At 39.0% G+C, this 17,792-nt stretch carries 20 protein-coding genes and 1 riboswitch; all 20 genes read right to left on the minus strand.

Features of this window, described 5'->3' with window-relative positions; genetic code table 11:
- Positions 1–180: 180 nt before the first annotated feature.
- Entirely contained in the window at positions 181–1,314 is a 1,134-nt protein-coding gene (locus EDC37_RS05825; protein ID WP_196589914.1) for a sodium ion-translocating decarboxylase subunit beta, read from the minus strand.
- A gap of 12 nt (positions 1,315–1,326) precedes the next feature.
- Positions 1,327–1,479: a hypothetical protein gene (locus tag EDC37_RS12270; protein WP_165874469.1), complete on the minus strand. Its 153-nt coding sequence runs from the start codon at positions 1,477–1,479 to the stop codon at positions 1,327–1,329.
- Positions 1,480–1,491: 12 nt separating this feature from the next.
- Positions 1,492–1,929: a thioesterase family protein gene (locus EDC37_RS05830; RefSeq protein ID WP_132548891.1), complete on the minus strand. Its 438-nt coding sequence runs from the start codon at positions 1,927–1,929 to the stop codon at positions 1,492–1,494.
- Positions 1,930–2,359: 430 nt separating this feature from the next.
- Positions 2,360–2,995, minus strand: a complete 636-nt coding sequence (gene thiT / locus EDC37_RS05835) for an energy-coupled thiamine transporter ThiT (protein ID WP_132548894.1) — start codon at positions 2,993–2,995, stop codon at positions 2,360–2,362.
- Positions 2,996–3,047: 52 nt separating this feature from the next.
- Positions 3,048–3,155, minus strand: a riboswitch (TPP riboswitch).
- Positions 3,156–3,372: 217 nt separating this feature from the next.
- Positions 3,373–4,254: a tRNA pseudouridine(55) synthase TruB gene (truB, locus tag EDC37_RS05840; RefSeq protein ID WP_132548897.1), complete on the minus strand. Its 882-nt coding sequence runs from the start codon at positions 4,252–4,254 to the stop codon at positions 3,373–3,375.
- On the minus strand, positions 4,244–5,200 hold the full coding sequence (locus tag EDC37_RS05845) for a DHH family phosphoesterase (protein ID WP_132548900.1): 957 nt from the start codon (positions 5,198–5,200) through the stop codon (positions 4,244–4,246). Before EDC37_RS05845 ends, truB begins: the two co-directional genes overlap by 11 nt.
- Positions 5,184–5,558: a 30S ribosome-binding factor RbfA gene (gene rbfA, locus EDC37_RS05850; RefSeq protein ID WP_132548903.1), complete on the minus strand. Its 375-nt coding sequence runs from the start codon at positions 5,556–5,558 to the stop codon at positions 5,184–5,186. The genes EDC37_RS05845 and rbfA overlap by 17 nt, the downstream gene beginning before the upstream one ends.
- Before the next feature lie 27 nt (positions 5,559–5,585).
- Positions 5,586–8,519, minus strand: a complete 2,934-nt coding sequence (gene infB, locus EDC37_RS05855; RefSeq protein ID WP_132548906.1) for a translation initiation factor IF-2 — start codon at positions 8,517–8,519, stop codon at positions 5,586–5,588.
- A 24-nt stretch (positions 8,520–8,543) separates the two neighbouring features.
- Positions 8,544–8,858 carry a L7Ae/L30e/S12e/Gadd45 family ribosomal protein gene (locus EDC37_RS05860; protein WP_132548909.1) on the minus strand — a complete coding sequence of 105 codons (315 nt, stop codon included), beginning with the start codon at positions 8,856–8,858 and terminating at the stop codon, positions 8,544–8,546.
- The gene (gene rnpM / locus EDC37_RS05865; RefSeq protein ID WP_132548912.1) at positions 8,851–9,126 is read right to left on the minus strand and encodes an RNase P modulator RnpM; all 276 of its coding nucleotides are present in this window, start codon (positions 9,124–9,126) and stop codon (positions 8,851–8,853) included. The genes EDC37_RS05860 and rnpM overlap by 8 nt, the downstream gene beginning before the upstream one ends.
- A gap of 18 nt (positions 9,127–9,144) precedes the next feature.
- Complete coding sequence (gene nusA / locus EDC37_RS05870) at positions 9,145–10,260, minus strand: transcription termination factor NusA (RefSeq protein ID WP_132548915.1); 1,116 nt, start codon at positions 10,258–10,260, stop codon at positions 9,145–9,147.
- A gap of 19 nt (positions 10,261–10,279) precedes the next feature.
- Positions 10,280–10,726 carry a ribosome maturation factor RimP gene (locus tag EDC37_RS05875; RefSeq protein WP_132548918.1) on the minus strand — a complete coding sequence of 149 codons (447 nt, stop codon included), beginning with the start codon at positions 10,724–10,726 and terminating at the stop codon, positions 10,280–10,282.
- A 298-nt stretch (positions 10,727–11,024) separates the two neighbouring features.
- Entirely contained in the window at positions 11,025–11,564 is a 540-nt protein-coding gene (locus tag EDC37_RS05880; protein WP_132548921.1) for an NYN domain-containing protein, read from the minus strand.
- A gap of 14 nt (positions 11,565–11,578) precedes the next feature.
- On the minus strand, positions 11,579–12,373 hold the full coding sequence (gene rlmB, locus EDC37_RS05885; RefSeq protein ID WP_231040103.1) for a 23S rRNA (guanosine(2251)-2'-O)-methyltransferase RlmB: 795 nt from the start codon (positions 12,371–12,373) through the stop codon (positions 11,579–11,581).
- 138 nt (positions 12,374–12,511) lie between these two features.
- A complete protein-coding gene (gene thyX, locus EDC37_RS05890) occupies positions 12,512–13,198 on the minus strand; it encodes an FAD-dependent thymidylate synthase (RefSeq protein ID WP_132548924.1) in 687 nt (228 codons plus the stop codon).
- Positions 13,199–13,273: 75 nt separating this feature from the next.
- Positions 13,274–14,779 carry an IMP dehydrogenase gene (locus EDC37_RS05895; protein ID WP_132548927.1) on the minus strand — a complete coding sequence of 502 codons (1,506 nt, stop codon included), beginning with the start codon at positions 14,777–14,779 and terminating at the stop codon, positions 13,274–13,276.
- A 223-nt stretch (positions 14,780–15,002) separates the two neighbouring features.
- On the minus strand, positions 15,003–15,461 hold the full coding sequence (locus EDC37_RS05900; RefSeq protein WP_132548930.1) for a regulatory protein RecX: 459 nt from the start codon (positions 15,459–15,461) through the stop codon (positions 15,003–15,005).
- Entirely contained in the window at positions 15,442–16,542 is a 1,101-nt protein-coding gene (gene recA / locus EDC37_RS05905; RefSeq protein WP_132548933.1) for a recombinase RecA, read from the minus strand. Before recA ends, EDC37_RS05900 begins: the two co-directional genes overlap by 20 nt.
- A 103-nt stretch (positions 16,543–16,645) precedes the next feature.
- Positions 16,646–17,389 carry an SDR family NAD(P)-dependent oxidoreductase gene (locus EDC37_RS05910; protein ID WP_132548936.1) on the minus strand — a complete coding sequence of 248 codons (744 nt, stop codon included), beginning with the start codon at positions 17,387–17,389 and terminating at the stop codon, positions 16,646–16,648.
- Positions 17,390–17,450: 61 nt separating this feature from the next.
- On the minus strand, positions 17,451–17,723 hold the full coding sequence (locus EDC37_RS05915; RefSeq protein WP_132548939.1) for an HU family DNA-binding protein: 273 nt from the start codon (positions 17,721–17,723) through the stop codon (positions 17,451–17,453).
- Positions 17,724–17,792: the final 69 nt, after the last annotated feature.

Below are 17,792 nucleotides of genomic sequence, written 5' to 3' on the forward strand. Positions count from 1 at the left end.
TAAGCTGGCAGGCTTATTTACAGGTTAGCACATTAGGGTTCACCGCTTAAGCTCTCTGGAACCACGCGACTATCGCGTGGTTTTCTTTTATACAATAAAAAGACTGTACCAGAAGGTAAAATTATATTTTGCCCTCTGGCACAGTCTTCTATTTAATTATGGCATGGTTGAATATCATAATTAATGGCCTAACAATGCTAACATGATACCACCTGAGATTGCTGTACCGAAAACTCCGGCCAAATTAGGTCCCATGGCATGCATTATTAAGAAATTATTTTTATTTTCTTCCTGGCCAACAATATGGGATACACGTGCAGCAATAGGCACTGAGGCTATTCCTGCTGACCCAATTAACGGATTTATTTTTCCTTTGCTTATCTTATTCATTATACGGGCACAAACTACTCCTGAAGCAGTACCGAATACAAATGCTACGAGGCCAAGGAATATGATTAACAATGTCTGTTCTGTTAAAAAAGTATCAGCTTTCATTGTAGAGCCAATTGCTACTGTCAAAATTAATGTTATTACATTAAGCAGAGAATTTGATACGGTTTCTGCCATTCTATCTAAAAGCAAACATTCGCGTAACAGGTTTCCCAGCATAAGCATCGTAATAAGTGGTGCCACTGGAGGGAGAAATAAATTTACTATAATGATAATAACGATAGGAAAAACTACTTTTTCTAAACGGGATACATAACGGGGCTGTTTCATAATTATTTGGCGTTCTTTTTTTGTCGTAAGTAGTCTCATCACAGGTGGCTGAATAAGCGGCATCAAAGCCATGTATGAATAAGCAGCTACCGATATTTGCGGCAGCAAATGAGGAGCCAACTGCATAGTGGTGTAAATAGCCATAGGTCCGTCTGCCCCACCAATAATACCGATAGAACATGCTTCTGCCAGCGAAAAGCCCAATGCTTTAGAACCAATTAATGCCACGAAGATACCCAGATGGGCCGCTGCCCCTAAAATAACTAGCGCTGGATTGGCAATCATAGGACCAAAGTCTGTCATAGCGCCAACACCAAGAAAAATCAATGGCGGCAATATCAATAACTCCACACCCTGGTATGCATAGTAGAAAAGTCCACCTGGTTCAGCAAGGCCGGAACCAGGGATGTTTGTTACGATACAGGCGAGACCTATCCCTACGAGTAAAAATGGTTCATATTTCTTACCTATTCCCAAGTACAGCATGACTGCACCAATAATTATCATCACAATGTTGCCTATTGATATTGACGTTAACCCTGTCTGTTGGAACATCGCGTTCATTAACATGCCGAAGTCGACCATATAAATCATCCTTTCAGCCTTTTAGTATTTGTCTTCTTCTTTTATTTCTCCGAGTTTGTTAATATATGGGAACAAATATAATATGGCCCCAATTCCTGCTATGAATACAAAACTTAAGATAAAATCTATTATACTTAAGGATAATGCACCTGCCATGTTATCAGAAATCATCATCTTGCATTCCTCCTATTTATTTTCATCAATACGTTGGTTAGACAAAAACCGCGTTCTGTGCTCTGCATTTTCATATAAATGTTTTCTACTAACAATACTTCTCTTATGCAGCCCGTGCCCAATTTCACCTTGTTCATCCCAAGCATCGATACGCAAATCAACTTCATGGTCTTCAATATTGATTATGCTTGCTTTTACAGTCACACTCATTCCCAAGCTCGTCGCTGCTGTATGGGTAAATTTCATTGTAAAACCTATGCTTACAAAACCATCTGGTAAATATTTATCTATTGTATCCATAGATGCTCTGATAGCCATATCAATAACAGCTGTCGTTGATAAAAACCTATTTAGGTCTTTCGAATAGCTCGCCGCAGTATCTGATCTTTGGACAACTTTTCTTAACATCGAATTTTGGCCTACAGTCAATAGTTTGCTCACATCAAACATTGTAGTTCCTCCTTATACAAATTTTGCTAAAAATGGATAACAGCTTTTATTGTAATCTTTATGCTGTATTCAGGAGCATTGATTACTTTGTTGATATGATAATAACATCTTTATAATATAGCGTCTAATTCTATAAAATATACATATATATTACTTTCATGCATAGTAATATATTTTATTAACCTACAAATTTATTGCCCAATTAATACGTTCTTATAATCACAAAGCCTGAAACGAAACGATAGCAATGCTAGGTTTCATTTCAGGCTTTTAATAAGCAGAAAATTCTTGCTTCACAATTTTAGAATTTTATGTAGAATTTATTTGTATTTCACTCGAAATTCATTGAGCTTATAACATATTCTCATATAAAAATTAAAAATACATCAGCATATTTTGCTGTTATGATACTTTTTAGCATGTATTAATACTATAAAGGGCGATTACTCCCCATTTGCCTAATCAATGTTTTTATCGGCAGAATACGTAAAATAAGCAGACAAATAATTAAATCAGGTACAAGATATGACGCATTAAATAAAAACGAATACCAATAAGGAGATACACCTTCTGGTGCATAACTACCGAAAAAAACTGCCCCAGAAATAAAATGGCAGACAAAGCGGCCGGCTATACCAACTACAGCCCCCAAAAGAAATCTTTTGCGGAAAAAACCTGCAAGGCCAATAGCCATATAAGGTAACGGATAATCAAAAAGTACCTGCACAGGATGAAGAATAAATGGATCCTGTAGTAAATTAATAAGTCCATAGATAAAACCGGCTAAAAAGCCTACAGCAGGACCATAACAATAGGCTATTAAGAGAAGTGGAACCATACCGCCTAACGTTACACTTCCTCCCTGAGGCATATGATATATACGAATCATGTTTAATATCACTGTGAGTGCGAGTAGTAAACCGATATGCGTGAGCATTTTAGTAGTCAATTTTATTTTTTTCAGATAAAGGAAAACTGCAATAAGAATAAAAAGACCTACTAACATAAAAATACTGGTTGGCTGCGCTAAAATAGACAGTATTTTAGCGTAAAAAGTTTGTTCCATAATTAATCACCGTTTCTAAAAAAATAAACACCGCTTTCTGTAAGGAAAGCGGTGTTTTAACCGTACGCTTCCCTTCGCTGGCATTACCCAGATCAGGTAAAGGGTTATAGTATGTAAATACATCTACTCTCAGCCTTTGCAGGCACCCCTAGCTGTTATACAATTTTATGGTTCTTATTCTACTACGAAAAGCATATTTTCACCAGCAAGTACACTAAAAAATACACTTACCAGTTACAACAATTGCCAAAATCATAATAATAAACGCAAAAGGAATAAAGCATTGACACCATCTTCCAATATAAAACTCCCTCTATGGAAAACAACATTTAAACATTGTTTTTTATAGAGGGAGTATATTCATTACTACCAAATTTTTATTTATCATTAAAAACTTTATGGGGAATAACAGATGCTCCAGCATCACTTATTTTGCCGATTCCAGCAAATACAGCATCACTATGGATGAGTAAAACAGTGTCATCATTATACTTCTTGCTGCCGCTATATGCTATCTTTCGGCCTTGCCGAAAAGCACTAAGTACTTCGTTATCCACATTGTATTCTTCCATTTGATCCAGCAGTATGTCTATGCCTTGGACAGCCGCCAGTGGATTTTGTGCCAATTCCTCAATGGTACTAGCTTCAGAAAGGTCAAACTTCCCTACCGCTGTGCGCAAAAGAAATCCCATTGTTGCTGGGATAGCCAATTTTTCACCAATATCAGTACATAAAGATCGTATATAGGTTCCTTTTGAACAATGTACATCCATCGAAAAACCATCTTCTAAGGAACGTAAAAAGACTATGTCATGTATTTTTATATGCCGCGGTTCTAATTTTACTTCAATATTATGCCGAGCAAGATCACATGCTTTTTGTCCATTTATCTTTATTGCTGAGTATACAGGCGGAGCTTGCATTATATCTCCACAAAAATCCATTAGGACTTTTTTCACTTTATCCTCAGGAGGCATACTAAATTCTTCCTGTTTGAGGATAGTGCCTGTATAATCACCAGTATCAGTGCTTAGTCCCAGTTTTACTTCAGCTCTATATTTTTTATCTGTGTCGGCCATGTATTCTAAAAGCCGCGTCGCATAACCGATAGCAATCGGTAATACACCCGCCGCCGCAGGATCCAGTGTACCGGCATGCCCAATTTTTTTTGTTCTGTAGATACGTCGCATAAGACTAACTACGTCATGGGATGTCATACCTGGTGGTTTTAGTACATTTATAAACCCATTAATCGACATTTTGCTTCTCCATCATGGCTTCACTTATAGCCGCAATTACCCTTTTTCGCGCCTCATCCAAAGGCATATTTAAGCTACAACCGGCCGCCCTTATATGGCCGCCTCCGCCCAAGTTTTCAGCAACAGCAGCGACGTCAGTCTTTTTGGAGCGCATACTCACACGGGTTAAGGCCTCATCTGCATATTTTACTAACACTGCCACATCGACACCCTTTATGATGCGCACACAGTCTATAAAACCTTCAGTGCTATCACATTTTTCCATAACAGCTTTATCAGCACTAGCTACTGCTATAGCTCCGCCATTATGCAATTCAATCGAATAAATAACATCTGCCATTGTTTTTAGGTCTGCATATTTTTTTTCTTCTAGAGCCTCAGATATGAGATTAGGCTTGACTCCATATTCAAGCAATTTCCCCGCTGTATACATGGTAAACGCCGTGGTATTAGAATAGCGAAAAAAGCCGCAATCAGTAGCTATTGCCGTATAAATAGACATAGCTATATCATGGTCCATATCCACATCAAGCGCTGTTAACAGTTCGTAGATTATTTCTCCCGTAGCTGCCCTTTCTGGTGCCAAATACAGAAAATCAGCAGTTTTTGTATTTGAACGATGATGGTCAAAATTAAGAATCGGTGCATCTGTGATTTCCCTGACACGCCCTGTCCGTTCTGGTTCAGCGTCGAGGACAATAAAGAGGTCTACATTATCTATTTTTTGCACAGGTCTTTCAAAAATTTCCCATCCCGGCAGAATATGATAAGCCTCAGGAATATCATCATCAACAAAAATTCTTACCTTATGCCCTTTTTTGATCAATGCATGGTAAAGCCCTAACGTAGAACCTAATCCATCACAATCAGGATTAACATGCGGCGCTATAATTATACTCTGTGCATCATTTATTTTTACTGCCGCTTCATTAATTGTTATTTTCATCCTCAGGTTTCCCTTCTCCTGCATGATGAATCTCATTAATGAGTTCTTGGATGTGGGCACTATACTGTATCGTAGTATCCGGATAAAAAGCTATCTCCGGAATAAACCTAATTCTTATCCGTTTTGCCAATTCCTGCCGAATATATCCCACAGAATGCCGTAAGCCTTCCCAGGTATCCGCAAATTGTTTTTTGTTACCCAATATGCTGACATATATTTTAGCATTTCCCAAATCACTAGACACATCTACCTTTGTGACTGTAACGAAACCTATGCGCGGATCTTTCAATTCACGCAATATGATAGCACTGACTTCCTGTTTTATTTGTTCTTGTATTTTCTCAACACGAACGCCCATTTTCTCACAACCTTCTATACCGACACATTATAAATCCTGCGGAGCTATTTCTTCCATTGTATAAGCTTCGATAACGTCGCCCTCTTTGAAGTCACGATAATTTTCAATAGTTATCCCGCATTCGTAACCTGCGGCAACTTCTTTTACATCATCTTTAAACCGGCGTAATGATTCAATCTGCCCTTCATGTACGACAATATTATCACGCAGTATGCGTATCTTTGATGTATTAGAAATTTTCCCGTCAACCACATACGAACCTGCAACGAGAGCCTTAGAAAATTTCATAACTTGGCGTATTTCTACTTTTCCTTGGATAACTTCTTTGTATTTAGGTGCAAGCATGCCCTTCATGGCTGCTTCAATATCATTTATTGCTTCATAAATTACTCTATACGTACGTATATCAATTTTTTCTGTGTCAGCCAATTTTCTGGCATTGGCATCAGGCCGTACATTAAAGGCCAAAATCAAAGCATTAGCCGCAGATGCCAGCATAACATCTGATTCATTTACGGCACCAACACCCGAATGAACTATGCTAACGCGTACTTCATCGCTTTTATTAAGACCAAGCAAGGATGATTGCAATGCTTCTAATGAACCTTGGACATCAGCCTTCAGCAATATGTTAAGATCCTTTATATTGCCTTCGTTTATTTGCTGGAATAAGTCATCAAGTGATACCTTTTTATTATTGATAAGTTCTGTACGCTGCTTACCAATACGTTTTTCTGCTATTGTACGTACGAGATGTTCTTCCAAAACGGCCATTTCATCCCCTGCAGCAGGTACATCAGATAGACCTAATACTTCAACTGGAACGGATGGGCCGGCCTTTTTGACCTTTTCACCACGGTCGTTGATCATAGCACGAACTTTACCATAGGCTGTGCCAGCGATTATAGAATCACCTACATGCAATGTACCATTCTGCACGAGCACAGTGGCTACTGGTCCACGTCCTTTATCAAGTTGGGCTTCTATTATAATACCGCGGGCTTCCCTGTTTGGATTTGCCTTCAATTCTTGCATTTCCGCCACGAGTAAAATCATTTCCAATAAATCATTTATTCCCATTTTCTTTTTAGCAGAAACAGGAACCATTATTGTTTCGCCGCCCCAGTCTTCTGCAACAAGTTCATGTTCTGCCAACTGTTGTTTAACATGTTCTGGGTTTGCGCCTGGTTTATCAATCTTATTAATTGCAACGACAATTGGTACTTTAGCTGCCCTAGCATGGTTTATAGCTTCTAAGGTCTGCGGCATTACGCCATCATCTGCTGCTACTACCAGAACGGCAATATCGGTAACCTGTGCGCCACGCGCACGCATTGCAGTAAAAGCTTCATGTCCAGGTGTGTCAAGAAATACAATTTTTCTATTTTTACACATAACCTGATAAGCACCAATGTGCTGGGTTATTCCGCCAGCTTCACTTGTAGTTACAGATGTTTTCCTGATTACATCAAGTAAAGAAGTCTTACCATGGTCAACATGTCCCATAACTGTAACGACAGGAGGACGCGGTAATAAATCTTTTTCTTCATCTTTTATTTCAGGGATTTCTGTTAAATCTACTTCTGGTGGTAATTCTTCAACATTTATATTGAATTCAGCAGCAACCAACACAGCTGTATCGAAATCTATTTCCTGATTAATAGTAGCCATTATGCCGAGCATCATAAGTTTCTTTATAACGTCAGTAACCGTATAAGTCATTTTGCTGGCTAATTCTTTGACAGAAATATTTTCGCCAACCTTTATTACTTTCGGACGTATTATTTCTTGTTTTTGCTGTACTGGATGATTTCTGTTATTCCTGTTATTTCTATTATTCCTGCTGTTTCGCCAATTTTTCCGATTGTTCCTATTTTGTCCAGCATTTTGACCTTGGCCAGCCGATCTATTGCCTTGACCATTTGGTCTATTCCCTTGACTAGCTGATCTATTGCCTTGGCCAGTTGGTCTATTACCCTGACTAGTAGGTCTATTGCCCTGGCTAGCTGGTCTATTACCCTGACTAGTAGGTCTATTGCCCTGGCTAGCTGGTCTATTGCCCTGGCTAGCTGGTCTATTGCTTTGGCTAGCTGGTCTATTGCTTTGGCTAGTAGGTCTATTACCCTGGCTAGTAGGTCTATTACCCTGGCTGGTAGGTCTATTACTCTGGCCAGTCGGTCTATTGCCCTGGCTAGTAGGTCTATTGCCCTGGCTGGTCGGTCTATTACTCTGGCCAGTCGGTCTATTGCCCTGGCTAGTAGGTCTATTGCCTTGGCTAGCTGGTCTACTATTGCCCTGACCAGGTCTACTATTATTTGGGCTGGTTGTTCTACCCTGATTTACTCTATTAGCATGGTTAGGTCTATTTTCTTGTCCCGCTCTATTATTGCTGTTTTTATTTTCTACATTAGCACCGTTATGGTCACTTCGTGTCGCAACAGCACTATGGGTAGCAACCGGTCTTGCTATATTTTTTTGGTCATTATGTTCCGCTGCCTGCTGACTTCTATATGGTCTTTCCGCAGCCTTGTTTACGCTAACAGTATTAGCGGTTTCTTTATTTTCATTACTATGCATTTTATTATTGTCTTGTGCTTGTACTGTAGTTTTTATATTACCATTACCTCTATATGTTTGTTTTTTTTCATACTGCTGTTTACTTTGTGCAGAGCGTGCCTTATTAAAACTTTTTTGCTTATTCTGCTTATTAGTATCACTTTTTTTATTATTTTCCTGATGGTTTTCCGTTTTGGGTATATTAACCTTATCAGTTTCTTTTTTTGGTGCAACAGCAGGTTTCTTTTTCTGCATTAAAGTATTTTCTACTATTTTCCGTTCATCGTCACCTACAGTACTAGCATGACTCTTTACATTCACATCGTGCGTTTTTAATATGGATAAAACGGTCTTACTATCTGTTGAAAATTCTTTTGCCAAGTCATATATTCTATATTTGGACATCGATCCACCCCCATATATTTGATGTCATTCTAATATTTTTTTTAACGCTTCTGCAAAACCTTCGTCACATACCGCAACTGCAGCACGTTCATTTTTACCGATACAGTATCCCAAATTATGCTTATCAATTTCCAAAATAATAAGCGGGATTCTATATTTAGAAGCAATTTCTCTATATTCTAAACTGGTACTCGATGCTATATCTCCAGCGACAAGCAGCAATTTCACACCGCCAGCTGCCACCGCTTTACTTATAGCAAAATCACCAGAAATTATTTTATTGGCACGGGAAGCCATGCTTAATAAATTGGCCAATCTTTGTTGTTTATTGTCAAGCATCTGTATTAAGAAATCCTACCTTCAACTCTTCATATATTTCTGCATCAATCGGACATTTAAAAGATTTTTCCAGTCGATGTCCTTTTATTGCCGCTTCCAGACAATGAAAATCTGCACATATATAAGCTCCTCGTCCCGATTTTTTGCCGGTGCGGTCAATGGCAAATTCACCTTCAGGACTTCTAACTACTCTAATCATATCTTTTTTACTGCGGATTTTTTGACAGCCAACGCACATGCGTTCCGGGATTTTTTTCTTTCCACCCATAATTATCGCTCCTTTATATCAGTCAAGCGAGAACGACTTTTCACTTGTTACATTAACTACTTCCATATCTTCGGCAATGCCATTCTGGTCTGCCTGAGATTCACTCTTTATATCAATTTTCCATCCTGTTAATTTTGCAGCCAAGCGTGCATTCTGCCCTTCTTTGCCAATAGCCAAAGAAAGCTGATAATCTGGTACAATTACTTTAGAAATTTTTTCATTTTCTTTTATTGCGACGGAAACCACTTTAGCAGGACTTAACGAATTAGCAATATATTTTGCCGGATCTTGGTTCCATTTTACGATATCTATCTTTTCACCGCGCAATTCATCAACAACAGCTTGTACCCGAAGACCTTTTTGACCAACACAAGAACCTACAGGATCAATGTTTTCGTCTTTCGAATAAACAGCTATCTTCGAACGCATTCCCGGTTCTCTGGCAACGGATTTTATTTCTACAGTTCCGTCGCTTATTTCCGGTACTTCCAGCTCAAAAAGTCTTTTTAAAAGTCCTGGATGAGTCCTCGATAAAAGTATCTGTGGACCTTTTGTCGTTTTTTTCACTTCAACTATATAAAATTTCAACCGTTCATTAGGAATATACTGTTCCGTAGGAATTTGTTCTGCTGGCGTCAAAAGAGCTTCTGTCCGGCCAAGGTCAATGACCACATTCTTACCTTCGGTGCGTTGGACAATACCAGTCAGGATATCATTGGAACGGTTCGAATATTCTTCATAGATAATGCCCCTTTCAGCTTCACGTATTCTCTGCACCACAACCTGCTTTGCCGTCTGGGCAGCGATACGCCCGAAATTAGCTGGCGTGACTTCTTCTTCAATGACATCGCCAACCTGATAATCCGGGTTTATTTTATGGGCATCGTCCAGTGAAATATCTGTTATATCATTTTTTACTTCATTTTCAACATTTTTTACCGCATAAACATGGAACTCACCTGTAGTACGATCAAGTGAAACTCTCACATTTTGTGCTGAATTAAAATTTCTTTTATAAGCAGAAATCAGGGCCGCTTCTATGGCATCAAACAGTACATCCAAGGCGATTCCTTTTTCTTTGCCGACTTCACGAAAGGCTTCTAAGAAACCTTTATTTTTGGTAGCCAAATCCATATCCCCCTAAAAATAATATTTAAAACTCAATATGCAGGCGTATTGATGCGATCTGCGCCCGAGGAACAACCATAGAATCATCAAGAGTAATACTATCATTAGAAAAAGCACTTAGTTTACCCGTGAATTCTTTTTTTCCCTCTATCTGTATATAGGTCACTATATCAACCTGTTTTCCCATTTCTCTTTCAAGGTCACGATCATTTTTTAATGGTCTATCTAATCCTGGTGAAGAAACTTCTAATATATAACTACTCTGCAAAAAATCGCACTTAGCCAATTCATCATCAACAATGCGACTTACTTTTTGGCAATCATCAAGATCAACGCCATTCTTTTTATCAATGAAAATGCGCAAATACCAGTCCCGTTCTTTTACATACTCAAGGTCCACCAATTCGTACTCTGTCCCCGAAAGCAACCTTGTTACCAGCTTTTCTGCTTCAATTTCTATTCGTCCGGCCATTGTTCCTCCTAAATAATACTGCCTATAATACTAAAGAGTGGGTTTACACCCACTCTCTAAAATACATGCTGAAGTTGATATTTTTATTATAACACCAGATATTATAAATGTAAACTATGTCATCAAAGTATGTCATTAAACATTTAAACGCAAAATAAAGATTCTGTAAAAAGTACCATGATGTGCTTTATATGTGCACATACAAATACTGTTACGGAAATTTATTCGTATAAACAATCACTTACAATTATTTGCTTCATAGTCTGTACTAAAAACAGGCTGCCAATATACTGCCTACTTACTTATCAAAATGTTTTTTACGTAGTATATCTAACTTTTTAGAGACAGAAGGTTCAATTCTGTCAGCTATTTCATTTCTTCCTGTAGACATTGCTGCATCACTTGCGCAACGATTACGCAGCTTTTTTTTAGTCACTGTAACGGCCTTACTCAGTTCTTTCACCGTCATCCGATAGGCTCCGGCTCCTAACACAACATTTTGCTCTGCTCCATCGGAAGTAACCACAAATACTTCTTTTCCATCATGTACTAATTCATATGCCAAACGTTCAATATAGCTGTCCGCAGTTTCTTTCTTTTTGGTATAAACAGTTTCAAAATGTCCATTCAATTGTTCAAAGGATTGTGCTGAAGATGTATATAACGCATCAAAAACAACTGTAACATCATATTTTTCATAAGCACCATATTCCAGTAAAATATGAATTAATTTATCACGGGCATGTTCCAGATCGTTGCTTTGTTTCAATAATTCAGGCCAACAATTTATGACATTATATCCATCAACGATAAGATGTGCACGCATTTTGACGTTCATACCAAAATCCCCCTCTATTTCGTACGCTGTTTCAAAACCTCATACATAAGTATTGCTGCAGCATTAGAGGCATTAAGAGAATTTATTTTGCCACGCATCGGTATTTTTACCAAAAAGTCGCAAGACTGCCGCACTAGCTGGCTTATCCCTTTACCTTCACTGCCTACTACTAACAACAACGGACCTTTTAAATCAGCATCATAGAACAGTGTTTCTCCTTCTGAATCTGCTCCCGCTACCCAAAAACCTTTATTTTTCATTGCGGTTATCGTCTGGGTAATATTATTCACACGGATGACAGGCACGTATTCTATCGCTCCTGCTGAAGTTTTAGCAACAGTAGTAGAAAGTGGACAGCTGCGTCGCTTGGAAATTATGACACCATGCGCACCAACTGCATCCGCTGTTCTGAGCACAGCTCCTAAATTATGCGGATCTTCTAACTCATCCAGCAAAATAAAAAACGGATCTTCTGCCTTTTTGGCAACATCAGCTAAAACATCGTCCAGATCGGCATAATCGACAGGCGGTGTATAAGCAATTACACCTTGGTTATGTCCCGTCCCCGAAAGAAGATCAAGCTTATTCTGGCTGACTGTATGCACAATAACCCTAGCTTTTCTAGCCATTGACAGTATTTCTTGTAATGAACCGCCATGCGCATTTTCTGCTACCAGCATTTTGTTAATCGGTCTACCGCTTTTCAATACTTCTCTGACAGCATTACGGCCAATGACTATATCAGGCGAAACTTCTTGCGTCTGCGTAAAAGTTTCTGCTACCTTTTTGGCAGTTCTTGATTTGACCATTTTTTCAGCTGGGAACTGATTTTCCTTATTATCTACCCTATGTTTCCTATTCTTATTAAAAGGTTCACTATATCTATTTTTTTTATTCTTTGTTTTTACTAAATTCTTCTTATTAAAAGGCATTTCCTTCTCCATTCATCATTCTTCACGTAATTTTATCATCTCGTCAAATAACCCACAGGTCATATCTCCCTCAGGACAAGCACCTGTTGCGACACAAGAAGCTCCTGCATTTTTAAAAAGCAGTGGCGCAACCGCCTTTACTTCTTTGAGCATCATATATGCCATTTGCCTTATTTCCCACTGGGCGCGCTGACAGCATCGCAAAGAGAAAAAATGCAGCAAGGATCTTGCATTAAAGGTCGCCACGATTTTAGTCTCAGTGGCATTTGCCAAAACATACCGCGCATCTTCTTTGGGAATGTCCATTTGCGTCAGTTCATCATAAGTTTGTCTTATTTGCCGCATTAATTTATCAAACTTTTCTGCTGCTGCTGCATTTTTGCGAATAGACGGCGGTGTTATGTACTCAAAATCATGTTCCGCAACATAACGCTGCGATTGTTGGGAATAAGATGCTATCCGGTGCCTTACCAACTGGTGGGTGAGCACGCGTGAGATTCCCTCAATGGCAAATGTAAAGCTGACATGTTCAACAGTAGAAGCATGTCCCATCTTCACTATTTTTTTTACAAGATTTTCCACTTGCTTATCGCTCATTTTTTCTACTAATTCTTCCGCACCTATCGGTGAATAACAGAGCCGCGCTGCCATAGCTACCATTCGTTCCGGCTCCGGCGTATATTTTATAAGTTTTACCTTCATGTTATCCTCCACTAAAAAACAGCCATTACCAAAACGTAATGGCTGTTTTTATTATACCATTAATTATAAATAAGTTCATTCATGAGAAAATTTATCTTTCAAAATAACATCATGTGAACCGCCTTCAACTATACTCGTCGAAGAAACCAAAGTCAATTTCGATTTTTGCTGGAATTCCTTTATCGTTACCGCACCGCAATTGCACATGGTTGATCTCATCTTACTAAGAGAAAGTTCTACATTATCTTTTAAAGGACCTGCGTAAGGTACATATGAATCAACGCCTTCTTCAAAAGATAATTTTTTATCGCCGCCCATATCATATCTTTGCCAGTTGCGCGCCCTGTTTGAACCTTCGCCCCAATATTCCTTCAAGTATGTACCATTTATACGTACTTTATTAGTCGGGCTTTCATCAAAACGGGAGAAATACCGGCCAAGCATCATAAAATCAGCGCCCATGGCCAAAGCCAAGGTCATATGGTAATCATGGACAATACCGCCATCCGAACAAATAGGTACATAAATTCCTGTTTCTTTATAATATTCATCACGGGCTCTGGCAACATCAATAACTGCTGTAGCCTGGCCGCGACCTATGCCTTTGGTTTCGCGTGTGATACAAATAGAACCGCCGCCAATACCAACCTTGACGAAATCAGCCCCGGCATCTGCCAAGAAACGGAAACCTTCGCCATCAACCACATTTCCGGCGCCCACCTTAATATCATTGCCAAATTTTTCATGTATGTATTTCAAGGTAATACTTTGCCATTCGCTGAATCCTTCTGATGAATCTATACAGAGAACATCTGCACCAGCTGCCAATAAAGCTGGAACACGTTCAGCATAATCGCGTGTATTTATACCGGCGCCTACAAGATAACGCTTTTTTTCATCAATGAGTTCATTTTTATTTTGTTTATTATCAGTATAATCTTTACGAAAAACCATATAACGCAAACGCTGGTTCTTATCTACGAGAGGAAGCATATTCAATTTATTATCCCAGATCATATCATTAGCCTGAGATAAATTGGTCGTATCAGCATCAGCATAAACAAGTTTAGCGAACGGGGTCATAAACTCTTCTGCCGTCTGATCCATGGACATGCGTGTAATGCGGTAATCACGGCTGGTGACTATCCCCACCAATTTGCCGGTAGCTGTACCATCATCAGTGACAGCCATGGTGGAATGTCCCGTTTTATCCTTCAATTCCAGTATTTCTGCCAGGGTTGTAGTCGGTTTAATATTAGAATCACTGCTTACAAAACCCGATTTATAATTTTTTACGCGGGAAACCATTTCAGCCTGTTGTTCTATCGGTTGAGAACCATAAATAAAAGAAACGCCGCCTTCTTTAGCAAGGGCAATCGCCATCGTGTCGTTAGAAACAGCCTGCATTATTGCTGATGCCATTGGAATATTTAATTTTATTTTTGGTTCTTCCCCTTTTCTAAATTTTACTAACGGGGTTTGTAATGAAACATTTGCCGGAATACATTTATCTGAAGAATAACCAGGAACTAATAGATATTCACCAAAAGTATGGGATGGTTCTTCGAAAAAATACGCCACGTCACATTCTCCTTTTCTTAAAATACTGCCTAAAATTTATTTGTATAAATGATAGTACGTCTATTCGGCACTGTCAACCTATTCTGTACTAAAAAACTGCTGTACCAAAGGACAGCAGTTCCTAAAAGTTCTTTATAAGTTTTACATATGTACAATTTTTCTATTATACATATAGCAATTAAATTTATATATAGTAAAAAAAGCACCATCTATATAAATCTTTCTATATAAGTTCATCATTAGCGAATTTATCAGCCGCATAATGAATACTCGACATAGAAAAGCCCTTGCGGTAAAGATATTGCATAAATTTAACAGAATCAATATTTTTTTTCTTGTTCTTCTGCCAAATACTGCATACTGTAGTTCTCTCATAATCATCCCAATCTTGCGGAACATATCTGTCAATAATAGCCGAAGCAAATCCTTTTACCACAAGTTTGGCTTTTATCTGCCTAATGCTGCATTTCCCTTCCGTCAGATACATCTGCCAATATCTACGGCAAAGCTGTTCATCATCCAGATATTTTTTTTCGATCAGTTTATCAATAGCCGCCGTTATCTCACTTGGTTGATAACCACGGCGTAAAAGTTTATCCCTTATTTGTTTCACCGAATAATCCTGTACTGCTAGATAATCCACAGCTTTGGCTAAAGCCGACTTATTGCTTTTTAGCCGCATCAGTGATCACCTTATTTTCGGCTGTGTTCTTTTTTTCCTTATCTTGCGTATCCTTACCCTTAGGTGGTTCAGGTTTTACTACCGGCATTACTTTATCTCTAATCTTATCCTCTATTTCCTGTGCAATATTCGCATTTTCCTTGAGGAATAATTTAGCGTTTTCCTTACCTTGCCCCAATCTTGTTCCTTCGTAAGAATACCATGTACCACTTTTATCTATTATCTCTAAATTTGTTCCTAAATCGACAATACAACCTTCACGGGAAACGCCTTCCCCATACATTATATCAAATTCTGCCTGTTTAAAAGGTGGTGCCACTTTATTTTTCACGACTTTTATGCGCGTTCTGTTGCCAACGATATCATTTCCCTGTTTTATCGTGTCGATCTTCCGCACATCTAACCGTATTGTAGCATAAAACTTTAAAGCCCGTCCGCCTGTAGTGGTTTCAGGACTACCGAACATAACGCCGACCTTTTCCCTAATCTGGTTTATGAATATTGCTGTAGTTCTCGATTTGCTTATGTAACCTGTGAGTTTACGCATTGCCTGGGACATCAGGCGCGCCTGCAAACCGACATGGGAATCACCCATTTCGCCTTCGATTTCAGCCTTAGGTACAAGTGCTGCTACAGAATCGACTACCACTACATCAATTGCACCGCTGCGCACTAATGCATCAGTTATTTCCAATGCCTGTTCCCCGTTATCTGGTTGGGATATGAGCAAATCATCCACATTGACGCCTAACTTCTTGGCATAAACAGGATCAAGCGCATGTTCCGCATCAATAAAAGCTGCCGTCCCCCCCGCTTTTTGGGCTTCAGCTATTACATGCAGTGCCACTGTAGTCTTACCGGAAGACTCAGGTCCGTAGATTTCTACTATTCTGCCGCGCGGCATGCCACCGACTCCCAATGCTATATCAAGAGCCAGATTTCCCGAATGGATAACCTCTATATTCATATTAATAGAAGCTTCTCCCAATTTCATTATGGCACCTTTCCCAAAATCACGTTCAATCTGCTTAAGGGCATTTTCCAAGGCTTGATCTTTATCCAAAACTTGATTTTTTTCCATTTATCCGAATACCAGCCTTTCTTCCATTTAAATTGATTATAACTGACTTTATATAATAAATCAATATAAAATAAAGAAAACTGAATATTATTATACATATATCTTAACAGGAAGTCAGTCCTCCATCTACAGCCCAAGCTGCCCCTGTTACGAATGAAGCTTCCGCTGAAGCCAAAAAATATATTACTGAAGCGGCTTCTCTTGCTGTTCCAATACGTCCCAATGGATATATTGAGGCAGTCTCCTGTGCGGCTTCTATATTTCCGTCAAACTGGCTCTGCGTAAGCGGCGTGTCTATATCACCTGGACAGATGCAGTTAACTCTTATACTATAGCTGGCCAGTTCAAGTGCCAATGCCTTAGTAAATATCGTTACAGCCCCCTTAGAAGCACAGTATACGCTGCAAAAGTAATTGCCATTTACCCCCGCATCTGAAGAAACATTAACGATAGCCGGAGACGATGTACTTTGCTGCAAAAGCCGCAACATATATTTACACATGAAATATGTGCCCTTCACATTGACACCCATGATTTCGTCAAAATCTTTTTCTTCAACATCACTGATTGGCTTTTCTTGATATATACCAGCAGAATTCACCAGTACATCAACTGTAGAAAATCGGGCTGCGATTTTATCCACCGCATTTTTGCATTGTCCGCATTTACTTATATCTGCTTGAACAAAATAGTATCGGTTTTGTCCTTCTGTGAGTTTGGTTAGGGCAGCATCATATTTTTCTTTTGAGCGGGCTACCGCAACAACAGCATCTCCTCTGTCCAAGAACAACTGCGCCGTAGCCAAGCCTATTCCAGAAGTACCGCCTGTTATAACTATTGTCCTCATTTTTACAGCTCCTAAAAAAAATGCAGAGCCTGGCATAAATTGCCAGACTCCGCAAATAAAATCAATTCACTGCATCTTTCAATGCTTTACCTGCTTTAAATACAGGGTTTTTGGATTCCGGTATTTCAATGGTGTCACCGGTTTGAGGATTACGTCCTTTACGAGCTGCGCGTGCTCTTACTTCAAAGGTGCCAAAGCCAATGATCTGTACTTTTTCACCTTTCACTAAAGTATCTTGTACACTGGCGAAAATAGCATTAACTGCTTTTTCAGCATCTTTTTTTGTTAAGCCAGCCTGTTCAGCAACGCTAGCCACTAATTCGGATTTATTCACGAATATAGCCTCCTTTTGATTTTGTTACGATACTCTCAATTCGCTGTAACTTACGCTTTTCCTTTTTTT

Source organism: Pectinatus cerevisiiphilus (assembly GCF_004341685.1).
GTDB lineage: Bacteria > Bacillota > Negativicutes > Selenomonadales > Selenomonadaceae > Pectinatus > Pectinatus cerevisiiphilus.